This window comes from Myxococcaceae bacterium, from assembly GCA_016000045.1.
In the GTDB taxonomy this organism is placed as follows: Bacteria; Myxococcota; UBA727; order UBA727; family JABDBI01; genus AER2-1.
In genome coordinates this window covers 42006-55449 of the sequence record JAECQY010000006.1, presented here as the reverse complement: position 1 = coordinate 55449, position 13444 = coordinate 42006, and the positions used below count along the sequence as shown (strand labels likewise).

The window sequence follows — 13444 nt, the reverse complement described above, 5'->3', positions numbered from 1 at the left end:
TCGAGTTCGGTGCTGGCTGTGCTCGCTAATCGTGAAGCCTTGCCAATGGTCTAAGTTATATGCCTTCAAGCCGCCTTGCTAGCACGCTTACGGTATTCTTCCAAGCGATAGGTTCGAGCCGATGAAATCACGCCTTCTTTGACGGCATAATCGAACAATTGTTCTTGCAGAATTCGTCGCCCACGAAATAGCCGAGACATCACGGTTCCGATCGGAATCAAAACGGTCTCCGCGATTTCTTTATAAGAAAGATTGTAAACATCGGATAACAGAACAATGACACGAAAATCCACCGGCACTTTAGCCAATGCTTTGACGACTTCATCCGAGAGGGATCGATCGGACAAAATATTTTCTGGATTTCGATCGGTGGAACGATTCGAAGCGTCGAGAGTTGAAAACACCGTAGGAGCATGCGCTTCTCCATCGAGGATCTCTCGTTCTTTGACTTTTCGGCGATACTTATTAATAAACGTGTTGGTTAGAATTCGAAATAGCCACGCTTTCGAGTTTGTGCCCATTTCAAACTGATCAAAAGAACGAAATGCTTTCAAATAAGTTTCTTGAACTAAATCTTCAGCATCCCCCGGTGAACGAGTCAGACGCAAAGCTGCGCCATAAAGAGTGCCAACGTGGGGAATGACTTCTTCTTCAAAGCCTTTCAGGTTAGAGTCAGATTCCGTCGAAAGTACGGGCGAAAGCATCATCGGCACTCCTTGTTTGTCAATTCAAACAGGCGCTACCTAGATCTTTATTCCGAGGTGCTCAACTAAAAAATTCAATTAATTTTTGCCGCTGTGCGTCAGCATCGTGCATGCCCAGCTCAATGAGGTCGTTTGCATACTCTGCGTCAAACAAAAAATAGCTCAAGACATCGGCCCCTTCATCGTCTACCGATTTCGCCATTCGATCCAAAAACCACCCCATGATCCCACCCACTCGCTCTGGTAATCCACCGGTTCTCAGCCTCTTACCAGCAATAAGCCCAATGTCTTCACTCGGTCGAATCACAAAATTATCGATTTGACGGTAAGGTTCTCCTCGAAATGCTTTCATCTTATCAGCCACTTCTGAGTCCCACAAACCCGCTAAAACGTTAAAACGTTCCAAGCGTTCTAAGTCATAATCGGTTTTGTCTACCATCAAAGCATTCAAGACCTTCCCCAGCAAAAAGAGAGCGGAAGGATAACGATCGATTCTTTCCTTTTTCTTCGTCCGAGACAAAGCATCCGTTCGAAGGCTCACGAGAAAAATGCGTTCGGCCCCCAAGGTGACGGCAGGAGCAATCGGTGTATTGAGCTTGATACCGCCATCGCAGTAGATCTCACCCTCGATCTCAACCGCCGGAAAAACCCATGGAATTGCTGCCGAAGCTAAAGCATGCTGAGGACCCAAAACAACTTCATAGGGAACAATTTGGCGATCAGAGCCCCAAACCAATTTTTCAGTCGAAGCACGTTGCAAAAACACATGCGTGTTTCCCTCTGCTACGTGCGTTGCGGCTACCGCGATCGATTTCAGATCCCCAGACTGCAGGTTCGCTCCTATTTGGTGCCAACGCACAGCTCGATGCATCAGGCGTTCCATGGGAGAAGTATTAAAAAGTCCACCTAATCGGTTCGGGCCTACAACCTCATCCAACTCACCTCGCCCCCGTGATCCAAATAGAAACTTAGGAAGATTTAAAATTTCTCGAAGCCCAATTTGATACATTCCATCGATTCGAAGGCTTTTCCACATCTCGGCTAAAGCCTCGCCTTGGATTTGAGGCATGTGGTTCAGGGTTGCCAAAAAGCAACAGTTCACAGCACCGACGGAAGTCCCGCAAAAAATATCAAAGTGGACTCTCGCTTGAATGCGAGGCGGAAGCTCACCTCGGATGTATTTAAGCACGCCAGCTTCGTAAGCTCCACGTGCCCCTCCCCCAGAAAGAACCAATGCTGTGTTAAGCGCCATCCGACAATCGCCCAGTCCCGGTTTTTCCAAGTTTTTTGGCCTCGTAATCGCCCATCCAAAGAATTACACCGGTTTCGGCATCGACCAACTGAAAGCTGTAGACGATGTAGTCGCTCACACCTTCTTTGGAAGCCTTAGACAGGGAGCGCATCTCGCCATTGAGGCAATAGTCCGTACCAACGATCCTAGATTTTTCGCTGTTTTGCGCCCAAAAGGCCACACGGCCTTTAGAAAAAGCGATGAGATCCTTGACCAGTTTATTTTGCAGAAGCTTCGGATCAATGCGAAAACGCGTTTGGTTATCAAGCGGCGACAGAGCCACACGAGGAAGAAGTCCTGCCTTGGGCCAATCAATCGACAGAATCTCCCGAGCCATTCGCTCTGCCATCGTTCGAACATCAGTAGGGTCGGCAGTTGTACCCCCCAGGTTGTCACCTTGGCCTGCGTCCAGAACCTTCGTTGCCTTCGGAAGCGTCTGCGGTTTACAGCCCGTTGCGGCGACCAGCAACAAAATTATTAAAACTCTCATGACGCTCTTTTCCTTTACGTGTTTCTTTAATATGGGTTTGACTATGAGACAAGATGGCAGAAAATTGCAAGACCTAAGACGCATCACCTTTCAAAGTCACTACATCGAACACCACCCTGGGAGCGTTCTGGTTTCTTTTGGAAAAACCAAAGTTCTTGTCACGGCAACCTTATCGAACCAACTCCCACAACATCGGAAAGAACTCAACAAGGGTTGGCTTTCAGCGGAATATAACATGCTTCCTGGTTCAACACCTGAACGCAAAGCAAGGCCTAATCATAAGGGTCCCGATGGCCGAACGATTGAAATTCAAAGACTGATCGGCCGATCCTTGCGCATGGCGATCGACTTAGACGCTCTGGGTCCGAAAGCGGTAGTGGTTGATTGCGACGTCATTCAAGCCGATGGAGGCACTCGCACAGCAGCCATCACGGGAGGCTGGGTCGCTCTGTCTCTTTTGCTGAAGCAGTTTAAATTGGACCACCTCATCATCCGCCAGATCGCTGCCATCTCCCTTGGAATCAAAGGCAATGAGGTATTGACGGATCTCAACTACGAAGAAGATGTGTCGATTGACACGGACTTCAACTTGGTTTCTTGCCACGATGGAACCATCGTTGAATTTCAAGGAGCCGCGGAACGTGCCCCTATGAAACCTCAACTCCCGCTTGAGGTTCTCAAACAAGGCCTCGTCGCGATCGCGCAGATTTGTCGTCTTCAAATTGAAGCGCTGAGCGCAACCCGCTAAAGAATCGTTTTGAGCAAATCCCTTTCTACTTCCGATGCAAGTAAGATAGGCAGGGAGTATGATTGACTTGCATTGCCATCTTGCGATCGGAGTAGACGATGGCCCTCAGACTCCCGAAGAGTCTAGGGCTCTGGCAATGGGGCTCAAAAATGCGGGTGTTACGCATGTCGCGTGTACGTCCCATCTAAGACGCGATAAGAACTGGCTGAATCAGCGCTCGAAACAGAACAGTATCCATCGAGAACTGGACCATTGCCTTGCTTTGGAGGGGCCGATCCGAGTGCCAGGCGCCGAGCACTATCTCGATGAATCCTTGCTCGGTGCTTGCTTGCACGCTCAAGTCGTTCCTTACGGAAACAGCAACTGGATTTTAGTTGAACTTCCTTATCAAATCGAACCTCCTTTTTTGTTTCAAACTTTATTTCGCATTCGAATGGCCGGATACCGGCTGATTTTAGCGCATATTGAACGCTACCCTTATATCCACCGACACGCTGAAAAATTAGCTTATCTGCTCAACTCCGGATACCTACTGCAAGTGAACCTGGGTTCATTCTCCGGTGCCTATGGGAAGGATTATCAGCTCACAGCTCACAAATTGCTTCAGAATCAGCAAGTCTCTCTGGTGGCAAGCGACTGTCACCGAGCAGACGATGTTGAGCCTTTTTTGGTAGAAGGTTTGAAGGCGCTTCGAAAGAAAGCATCCCGAAGTCAGTTTGAGCAACTCACCTTAGAGCAACCATCTCAGATTCTTGAAAATCTGTGAAGCGATTAGCGAATCCACGTGGCAAAAACGTTTCGATTGGGTTTGAAGCCCTCTCCTAGTTCAAGAGGCCAAGAGCGAATATCCCTCGGAACTTTAAATCGCTCCAGGCGTTCTCGAAGAAAGGCAATGACGGCATCGGGATTTAAAACTTGTTCATGGGATACACGCACAAAAGCAACCGGCCTTTGCCCATACTCAAGGTCTTCCCTGGGAACCACGATCGCTTGTTCTATCTCTGGATGCTCCAGTAAAGCACGCTCGATTTCTTCAGGGTAAATGTTCTCGCCACCTGAAATAAATCGATTATCCAGCCTTCCCTGAACATGCAAATAGCCATCGCTATCCAAATAACCATAATCACCCGTCTTGAAATCGTTCGAAACACTCAGCATAGCGCCCGAGACAACAATCTCTCCATTGGATTCAATCCAAAGTTTTCGATCCGACAGACATCTTCCCGAGCTTAAGCAATGCTTGAGCGAATCACCCAAACGAGTTGCTGTCACCTGAGACGCTGACTCGGTCATTCCGTAAGTCAGCACAATCGGCAAGCCTTCTCTCCAAGCAGTTTCAACCAAACTGGGCGCAATCGCACTCCCCCCCAAGGTGATCGCTTTTAACTTGCTGAGCGCGCGCCTTTCTTCCGCATCACGCATCATTCTCCGAAGCTGAGTTCCCACCAATGAAACATGGGTGACTTGATGCTCTCGAACAGCCCAATCTAAGGTCCATCCTTTGGGAGGAATCAACCATTTCCCCCCAGACGCCCAGGCTCGCACAATCACCGCGAGCCCAGAAACATGGTGAGTAGGCAGTGAAACCAGCGAACAACTCTTTTCGTTGAGCTGCGTGTTCGCAATCACGGCTTGAGCCGCCAAAATATGCTGCTCGAGCGTATGAAAAACCGTTTTGCGAACACCCATACTACCAGAGGTTTGAAGTTGTATCCCACAAATCCCCTTGTCATTCAAAATCCTATCCGCTAGATGGTGCTCTAGTTCGGAAATAGGCCGGGGTGGCGGAATGGTAGACGCAGACGACTTAAAATCGTCCGGGTACTCTCGTGCGGGTTCGAGTCCCGCCCTCGGCATTTTCAACTTCCCTTCCGAATCGCTTCCAACACTTTTGCAACGTGTTCGTCGACTTTCACGCTATACCATGCCTTCGCGATGATACCTTCGGGATCAATCAGAAACGTCGACCGAATCACGCCAAGACTCGTTTTACCGTACAAAACTTTGCTTCCGTAGGCGCCATAGGCCTCGTGCAGCTTAAGCTCCGGATCGCTGATCAGGGGAAATGGCAACTGGTACTTGCTTTGAAATCGTTCGTGGCTTTCCACAGAATCCTTGGAAACGCCTAAAATAACCGCGTTTTCTTTCGCAAACTCAGCCGATAAATCTCGAAAACCGCAAGCTTCCCGGGTGCAGCCCGGAGTATCATCCTTGGGGTAAAAATAGAGTACGATCCATTTATTTTTGTGCATCGCCTGTTCTGCAAATGGCGGTGCTTTCATGCCTTCTTTCAATTTCATTACGTTCCCTCCAACGCCCCAAACCTTGTCTCCGAAGCTCCATCGCGGGCGTCATTACTAGATTAAGATCGGAATCGCTCAGCGTCAAGCGAAGGATGGCTCCTTCTGGGAAGGGCTCTGAACGATGCGAACCATCGATGTAGATTCTGCCCTCTGCCATTTGACTGCGAATCGTCAAGATTTGCCCAGGCTCCAAGAAGCCATGTAAACCAGATGGAGCCTTTCGTTCCGCATAAAACGGTTCGCGGCAGATCCATTGAATCCGGCGATCTTCGATGGATTGAACACACCCACCGGAGGAAACAAGCGCAGCCGTTGAACCACAGGCGGTTGATATCCACAATCCAGAATTTTTGTGCAGAACTTCACCTTGATTCGTGTCCAACCAGCATCGAGTCAGAGCTGCCGGATTCGCGTTGGCCACCAGAAGATCGTTCAAAGCCAAACACTTCAAAGCTTTTCCGTTCAAATTCATCTGAATCCGTGAAACGCGAGTAGCTCGAAGCGTTCCTGTCAAACACTCCTGCAAAACGGTTTTGAAATCATGTGAATTCGCTACGCACAAGGAACCCACCGAGCTAGTCGGGTTGGAATTAACTCCTAAAATCGGTTGTTCAACGGCAAAATGGCTGGTTTCTAGAACGGTCCCATCTCCTCCAACCGTCACAAACCAATCCACGTCGTTTTTCAGATCGGACTGCAAGTTCTCTCGATGGATGTAGCCATAGTCCAAGCCCAAAGACTCCAGACTGTTTCTAACAGCCCTCACGCTCTGTTCATGCTTTTCTCGTTCCTCTTGCCTGGGGTGTTTGGTCACCAATACGACTTTCATGCTGATTCAAACCAAACAGAATTTACCCCGTTCAGCAATAAGTTGGCAGCTCCGTCAGACTATTCTCAATCTGAATGGCACAAACGAAGTTTTAGTTTCTCAGAACTCTGAAGCGGTCTTATCGAAATTTTAGACACCTCTTTGTCTCGGTCTTTGCATACACGGTTAAGCAGAACGTAGGATGAATTCGCATTGAGCACGCGATATTTTAGGAATTCTGGCAATCCGTATTTCTCGGGGAAAGAAAGATCGCTCCGACCATAGGCAGCGTAGTTATCACAACCGCGGCCCAGCCAGTAAGGATAAGTTTTATAAGCTATCGCTGCCAATGGTATCGGGGCCACATACGCGGCTCGTACAGGCATCCATACTATCCCGAATCTACCAAAAATTGGGATATTCAAAACAAAGTTGTATAAAGCACTTGCGTATTTTTTAATGAAATTTTGTGGCTCAAAATAGTTGATTGCTTTTTGAATGATCGACAGCGTGGCTGCTGAAGTAGCCAACGGAATGACATTGTCGCGTACAGCACAACTTATATTTTCCAACGTATCTGGTATAGCCATCGATTGTGTGGAACCGTATGCACCTTTCACATAGTTCAACAATTCTTGATTCGATGATAGGTACGCGTAATCCGCTAAGGATAGGCCAGAGCCCTCTGAAAACCCTTCTCGCTTACACTTCTCAGCCACTGTTTTAAACAGATCGCTATCACCAGACAGGGCTGCCAGGTGCATCGGGCCAATGGAGTAGCTTGAATCATCGCACTTGACTTCAAGATCCATCTGTTTGAGAATATCCACGTTTTTTTCTACGATATTTTTGATAAAACTCAACCGAACATCCTGAGAATGATGCATTTTAAAAGCATTTTGTATTTTCAAACAAACGTCACCTTTTTTAGATTTCACGGTCTTAACATGACTCTCAAAAACGTCTTTTAATTCTTCTTTAACTTCATAATTTGGAATCGATAAAACAATTCTGTCATAACCCAGTTCAATCGCAGTAAGGTATCCAGAATTCAACAACAAATAAGAAAAAATCTTCTCATCCTCAGAAGCCGTATTTAAATCATATTTGAATAAAGATACGACCCTATTATGACGTAGGGTTACGCTACCAGACTCTATCATTTTCAGCAAACTTTCGGTTAAAGGCGTATTAGCACATTCCTCGTTTTTTAATAGCCGCTGAAATATTGCGCTTGCTCCACTTCGTACCCAATAACTTTGAGGCGGGGTGCTTTCTCCATTTTTATTAAGCTCGGATAAATGGTTCATCACTGCCCAAGGAGTATAGAGCTTTACCACTAAGCGATTGTTCACTGGTACCGAATATCCATTGTACCATTCTTTAATGCCAGCAAGCACAGCTTCAGGATTGTCAAAACTAAATCTCGACACTAGCGCTTGCACTTCGTCCTCTGAAAAGCCAAAACTACCCTCGTAGTCACTATCAAGAACACTATATATTTTAACATTATTAAATCCAGACCCTCCTTCTTTTTTTAATGAATCAAATATTCCAGTCAAAATAATTTTTTCAAGATAATTGTTTGACTTTCCAGCTTTTGACAATAGATTTGTAATTAAACTTGAAACTTCATGAATTATTAATTTGTTATCAGTTAAATCGTATTCTATAAGATTATTTAAAGCCCTATCATATTCATCTACTAATATGTAAACTTTTTTTTCATATAGCTCAAACAAAAGCCTACTTAAAAAATACAAACTGTCTATAATTTCCGCCATTGAAGCGTTTCGACCTCGATTATAAGACAGCATTCTAAATGATACTATGTCATCAGGATTCTGTTTCAACTTCTCTGAGTCGAGTAAATATGCATGTTCTTTAAATAAGTCACTAATTTTTAATCTTAGCTGGCTCTCGACCTGTTCCAATGTATCGCCGGTAACATCTTTCAAGGTGATATGAATGACAGGGTATTTTCCTTGAAATTTCATGTAGTGGCCATTATCTACCTTCGCAATCTTGAGATTTTCAAACAAGTCTCGATTCGCTTTTCGTTTGTCGGAGTTAGATTCAATCGTCAAAAATGTCTTTAACATGTCTAATGCAAGAGATTTTCCCCACCTTCGAGGGCGAGTGATCAAAGTGGCCTTATCGCCTGATTCAATGACTTCCTTGATGAATAATGATTTATCCACAAACACATCGCTTGTTGTTAGCAAATCTTTAAAATTGTCACTACCAATAGAGATTTTAAGTATTTTTTCATTTCCATTTGAAAGACAAATAAAAGACACTAAAAAAATCTGAAAAATGAAAAGGATTACCTTGCTCATCAAACACCTCTAAAACGGAAACTCAACCCCAATGATTGATCTCAGTTTTAAAACGATATTTTTAAAATGCAACCCATCTTTTATGGCGACTGTAAAGTCAAATATCTTGAACCCGTACACGTATTTGCATTTCTGTCGATTCTAACGTACAAAGCCCCATGGAACTTGATCCTCGTTTGCCCAAGACGCTGGTAGACCTCCACATCCATGTAGGTGGTGCGGTTGCTCCGCACGTTCTCTTTAGCATTGCTCACGAACAAGGATTTAAGCTACCTGTTAAAAATTATTGGGAATTTGTCGATCTCATCACATCCAAGAGCGACACAACCAAAAATTTGGATGACTATCTCAAGATTATGCATCTCTGGACTGAGCGGATTCAGAGTTCGCCATCGGCTATTGAACGCTCTGTCTACGAAATTATTTGCAAAGAATACCGTTCTTCGAATGTGGATCTCATTGAGCTTCGCTTTAATCCCATGAAGCGCAATCTTCAAGGTGAGCGCGATTTGGATCACATCATTCATGCCGCTCTCCGAGGAATGGACCGAGCTGTCTTGGAATATGGCGTTCAGGCCTGTCTTTTATTCTGCCTGGCTCGAGAGTTTGATCATCAAACCAATGAAATTATTTTGGATAAAGCCATCAAATATTCTAGCCGAGGAGTGCGTGGAATCGACTTGGCTGGACCTGAGAGTCGAAACTTAGAACTTTCCTTACAAGATGTTCCACGCTACGAAAAACTCTTTCAAAAGGCCCGAGACGCAGGACTCAAAACAACGATTCACACGGGGGAAACTTCGCAGACCGGTGCTGCTGGAGTCAGGGCTACTTTAACGCATCTGAAACCGAATCGAATCGGGCATGGTATTCAGGCAGCCTACGACCCGGACACACTCTGCCAGCTTCGTGACTCAGGCGTTGTATTGGAAATCTGTCCCACTTCGAATCTTCACACTCGGGCCGTCAAAGATTTAAGCGAACTCAAAACGGTTTTGGATCAATTTAAACAGATGAAGATACCGTTCACCATTAACACAGATGGCCCCTATCTCTTGAACACCAATATGGCTCGTGAATGTCTTTTGTTGATTGAAAATCAAATCTTAAATGAACAAGAAATCGAATACTGTATGAATATCGCTCGGAAAGCTTCTTTTGTATGAATCATCGACCTATTTCTTTACTCTCCCCTTCTGAGATCGACAAAATGCGCCGTGTGGGTCGGCTTGCGGCTGAACTCCTCGAACACCTCGGAAGCAGGGTTGCCCCTGGAATCAGCACTCAAGACTTAAACGATGAAGCCGAACAATGGACACGCTCAAGAGGCGCTATCAGTGCACCTTTGGGTTATGGCTCACGTTCCAATCCATTTCCCAGATCCATTTGCACAAGCGTGAACGACGTCGTCTGCCATGGAATCCCGAACCCAAAGCAGATTCTGAAAAGTGGCGATATTATCAACATCGATGTTACGCCCATCCTCAATGGTTTTCACGGGGATACGTCCAAAACTTTTCTGGTCGGCGATGTACATCCGGAAGTTAAGCAATTGGTACAAGTTACGGAAGAATGCTTGAAACGAGGCATCGCCGAAGTGGCTCCTGGAAAGCGCTTCGGAGATATTGGAGCTGCTATTCAGGAATACGCGGAAAGTTTTGATTACGGCGTGGTTCGAGAATTTGTAGGCCATGGGATTGGGCGCGATTTTCACGGAGACCCTCAAGTCTTCCACTTTGGAACACGGGGCAAAGGGCTGCGCATGCTAGCTGGCATGTGTTTTACGATTGAGCCCATGATTAACTTAGGTCACTGGAAAACCAAAATGCTGAAAGATGGCTGGACGGCTGTCACCGAAGATGGCTCTTGGTCCGCTCAATTTGAACACACGCTTTTGGTGACCTCCAATGGATTTGAAATACTCACTCAAGCGCCATAGTTGCTGACTTTACGCTAGGCACCGTTCAAGATTCTCCCCGATTTGGTCAAACGAAATGCTGCGTGCCTTTTGAAACCCAGGAACTCCAAGCGGCGATACAATCCACTTTTCAACGATATTCAGCCTTAACGAATCCAAGAGAGTCATCTGATTGTTCATCAGATCGATGGGGGTCGACTTCACCTCAATGGCTAAATATTGTTGATTCGGCAGCTGGACCAAAAAATCCACCTCAACTTTCTCTTTCGAGCGAACCAGGAATAAGCTCAATGGCCAGGCACGGTTACTGAAAAATCGACTTAGCTCTGTAAACACCAGGTTCTCAATCAGCCCACCAAAATAAGGGCTAAGCATCATAGGTCCGCTCTGTGTCCAACCTTGCAACCTGACAGCAAGAGCGGTATCTTCAAAATAAAGTTTGGGTGTCTTGATTAATCGTTGGTTAAGGTTATCAAAATAGGGCTGAATCAATCGAACAATTCCGTTTTGCTCAAGCAAAGAAATCCAGGATTGAACCGTCGTCACATCCACACCAACGTTCTGAGCAATATCCGAATAATTGATCAGTTGCCCAATTCTACCCGCACAAATCCCCAGCATCTTAGCAAAAGCTGGTCTTCTTTCGATGCCCGCAGCAAAAACAATATCCTTCTCGATAAAAGTCGCAATAAAATCGTTTAAATACTGAACAGGATCCAAAGCTGGGGACGCATACAGTTCGGGCCAACCCCCTTTCATGAGGGACATCTTCAAATCAAAAGGGGCCAAAGCGCGAAGTTCATGAACAGAGAGGGTGTTTAAATTAAAGTAGTTCGCTCTTCCAGACAAAGACTCGCGAACAGTCTTCTGAAGCAGCGTTTGATTGGATCCCGTAATCCAGATATCCAGTATCGGCCCACGCTTGCCGGCTCGCAATTCGCGACGCTCAGCATCCACTCGCTTTTTGATTTCCGGAAAAATCTCAGGGGCCAAAGTGGCTTCATCCAAGATAACTTTGCTTGAAAATTGTTCGAAGAACAAGGCTGGATTCTCTCTTGCTAAGTTTCGGACAAAAATGTCATCAAAAACCACAAGCTCGTGGGTCCTCAGGTGCTCTAAAAGGGAAGTCTTGCCAACTTGTCGAGGCCCCTTCAAAACCTTGACCGGCAACTGACCATCAAGCCTTAATTTAGCCAAATAGGAGCTAAAATCTCTTTGGATCCACATGGTTGACTAATTTAGGGCATTGGCCAAAATGAGTCAATAGCCTGCAAAAAAGCAGATAATCTATAAATCCTAAGTTCTAAAGGGAACCCGTTTCTCTTAGACGATGAAATCTCTGCAACGCGAACCGCAGGTCCCGAAAGGTGACAAAGGCAATTCGACTAGAGAATCCGGGGTTTTCGGGTGGTAAATAAATCCGCGAAACCTCTCCGTAGTTTTCGACTATCTCACGCAGTTGTTCTGTTGTGATATCCTGCGGCAACCCTTTCACCACAGCGCCTCTTGGATGTTTAGGAGAACTGGAAGGCTCCATACTCAAGGAACACAATCTCCCAAACATTTGGCAACGATCGCAAAAATCTTGAATATGCATCCTAGCCGCTTGCCTTTCTTGGGGGTGTTCTTCCCTTTGCCTGACAGGCGCAACGGGCATCTGATCAAATTCCATCAGCGCCTGTGAAAGCCAGCTTTCTAATTCTTCCCCCAGAGAAAGCGAACGCAATGAGACAAGGGTCTCACGAATCTCTTCCTTCAGCAAAATCGTTACGTGAAAAGTGAAAAAGGGATCTCCCCAGCCACTATTTTGATGACGCACACGGTATTGATTGCAAGTAAGGCCTAGCCGATTACACGCCTTCTGCAAAACATGGGCCCTTCTTTCAAATTCCGTTTTTGCACGCCCTAGAATGGATTCGGCTTCATAACGACTCCTGACTCTCGTTGGATAACCAACCCACGCATGATTTCTAGCGTCTTCATGAAACCATAGTCCTTGTCTATCGGATACAGCAACCATATTTTCCACTAAAAACCCACCTCGTTCTTTTGCGGTTAATCGTTTTGCATAAAACTCATTCTTAAGATCGTAAAAATCGGTTACTCCACTCTTATCGCTATCATGCGTGTGCGTCTTTGCCTCGTGCGATAGCGATAATCGAAGTGTCATGCTCCCGTGCGTGCTGTTTCGAACAGGTTTTCTGCTTCTGGAAATGCGTTCGCTGAGCCTCCAAGGAGTCCAGGAATCGGATAGGCTTTGACCCGCACTCGCGGACGACGACTCTGGTTGTGCCGATAAAGCACCCACAGCGGGAACCCAGCGTACTCCTGGTACCTCATACTTTGCCCCAGGCGCAGGCAAAGACAGTTCACCCGGCGCTGCGTCTGTTAAACCGGTCCCAAGCTTCCAAGCTCCTGCCTTCTGCAACTTCTCAGGTAAAGTACCCAGCTCGATCAATCGTAAAAGCTCTTCTTCGGCTTCTAAAGCCTCGGAAGCTTTTCCGATTTGGCGCAGCCTGTGAATCTCCTGCCGCAGTTCTTTTATGCGCTGACGTCGTTGAGTCATCTGTTCGATATAGTCATGGCCCACACGAATCAGTGGCACCCAAGCTGAACCGAGCGAAAAAGGCTTCATCTCTTGAACGCTATTTTGGATCTGCCGACCGATTTCAACAGCCGCAGACCAAGGATCCGGTAGCCAAGCAGGACGATGCCCAAGCGCGTTCCAAGCCGACACGTTCTGAGACAGAGCAAAAACAAAGAAAATAGAAGCGAAAACGGGATTCATAAGATAAACACTCTCCTCCGAGCCTTTGAAAGCATCTACAGCACAAAGGCTCGGA

Annotated in this window: 13 protein-coding genes and 1 tRNA gene; 5 read left to right on the top strand and 9 right to left on the bottom strand. The window is 46.2% G+C overall.

The window, feature by feature from the left end:
* Window positions 1-65: 65 nt before the first annotated feature.
* From I8H75_04380 to I8H75_04370, 3 genes are read right to left on the bottom strand one after another with little or no spacing between them, the layout of a single operon-like run.
* Window positions 66-707 carry a sigma-70 family RNA polymerase sigma factor gene (locus I8H75_04380; GenBank protein ID MBH2006560.1) on the bottom strand — a complete coding sequence of 214 codons (642 nt, stop codon included), beginning with the start codon at window positions 705-707 and terminating at the stop codon, window positions 66-68.
* Window positions 708-765: 58 nt separating this feature from the next.
* Window positions 766-1956, bottom strand: coding sequence for a patatin-like phospholipase family protein (locus tag I8H75_04375; protein MBH2006559.1), 1191 nt, complete (start codon window positions 1954-1956; stop codon window positions 766-768).
* Window positions 1946-2485, bottom strand: coding sequence for a hypothetical protein (locus I8H75_04370; protein ID MBH2006558.1), 540 nt, complete (start codon window positions 2483-2485; stop codon window positions 1946-1948). The genes I8H75_04375 and I8H75_04370 overlap by 11 nt, the downstream gene beginning before the upstream one ends.
* Here I8H75_04370 and rph point away from each other — a divergent pair.
* Both rph and I8H75_04360 read left to right on the top strand, forming a co-directional pair.
* The gene (gene rph / locus I8H75_04365; protein MBH2006557.1) at window positions 2484-3233 is read left to right on the top strand and encodes a ribonuclease PH; all 750 of its coding nucleotides are present in this window, start codon (window positions 2484-2486) and stop codon (window positions 3231-3233) included. The two genes, I8H75_04370 and rph, sit on opposite strands and share 2 nt — an antisense overlap.
* Window positions 3234-3291: 58 nt before the next feature.
* Window positions 3292-3999 (top strand): hypothetical protein, encoded by a 708-nt coding sequence (locus I8H75_04360; GenBank protein MBH2006556.1) that lies wholly within the window; start codon window positions 3292-3294, stop codon window positions 3997-3999.
* Window positions 4000-4004: 5 nt separating this feature from the next.
* Here the strand turns inward: I8H75_04360 and I8H75_04355 are convergent, their stop codons facing one another.
* The gene (locus I8H75_04355; protein ID MBH2006555.1) at window positions 4005-4922 is read right to left on the bottom strand and encodes an AMP-binding protein; all 918 of its coding nucleotides are present in this window, start codon (window positions 4920-4922) and stop codon (window positions 4005-4007) included.
* Window positions 4923-5008: 86 nt separating this feature from the next.
* On the opposite strand from I8H75_04355, the gene I8H75_04350 reads away from it, so the two are divergent.
* A tRNA-Leu gene (locus tag I8H75_04350) sits at window positions 5009-5089 on the top strand.
* A gap of 3 nt (window positions 5090-5092) precedes the next feature.
* On the opposite strand, the gene I8H75_04345 is transcribed toward I8H75_04350, so the two are convergent.
* From I8H75_04345 to I8H75_04335, 3 genes are all read right to left on the bottom strand, one after another.
* Window positions 5093-5533 carry a peroxiredoxin gene (locus tag I8H75_04345; GenBank protein ID MBH2006554.1) on the bottom strand — a complete coding sequence of 147 codons (441 nt, stop codon included), beginning with the start codon at window positions 5531-5533 and terminating at the stop codon, window positions 5093-5095.
* On the bottom strand, window positions 5472-6365 hold the full coding sequence (locus I8H75_04340) for an NAD(+)/NADH kinase (protein ID MBH2006553.1): 894 nt from the start codon (window positions 6363-6365) through the stop codon (window positions 5472-5474). The genes I8H75_04345 and I8H75_04340 overlap by 62 nt, the downstream gene beginning before the upstream one ends.
* A gap of 65 nt (window positions 6366-6430) precedes the next feature.
* A complete protein-coding gene (locus I8H75_04335) occupies window positions 6431-8683 on the bottom strand; it encodes an AAA family ATPase (GenBank protein ID MBH2006552.1) in 2253 nt (750 codons plus the stop codon).
* Window positions 8684-8859: 176 nt separating this feature from the next.
* Here I8H75_04335 and I8H75_04330 point away from each other — a divergent pair, with 176 nt between their 5' ends.
* Window positions 8860-9849, top strand: a complete 990-nt coding sequence (locus I8H75_04330) for an adenosine deaminase (GenBank protein ID MBH2006551.1) — start codon at window positions 8860-8862, stop codon at window positions 9847-9849.
* Window positions 9846-10622: a type I methionyl aminopeptidase gene (gene map / locus I8H75_04325; protein ID MBH2006550.1), complete on the top strand. Its 777-nt coding sequence runs from the start codon at window positions 9846-9848 to the stop codon at window positions 10620-10622. Before I8H75_04330 ends, map begins: the two co-directional genes overlap by 4 nt.
* 9 nt (window positions 10623-10631) lie before the next feature.
* On the opposite strand, the gene I8H75_04320 is transcribed toward map, so the two are convergent.
* Window positions 10632-11828 (bottom strand): ATP-binding protein, encoded by a 1197-nt coding sequence (locus tag I8H75_04320; GenBank protein ID MBH2006549.1) that lies wholly within the window; start codon window positions 11826-11828, stop codon window positions 10632-10634.
* 76 nt (window positions 11829-11904) lie between these two features.
* The gene (locus tag I8H75_04315; protein MBH2006548.1) at window positions 11905-13389 is read right to left on the bottom strand and encodes an RNA-binding protein; all 1485 of its coding nucleotides are present in this window, start codon (window positions 13387-13389) and stop codon (window positions 11905-11907) included.
* Window positions 13390-13444 lie beyond the last annotated feature (55 nt).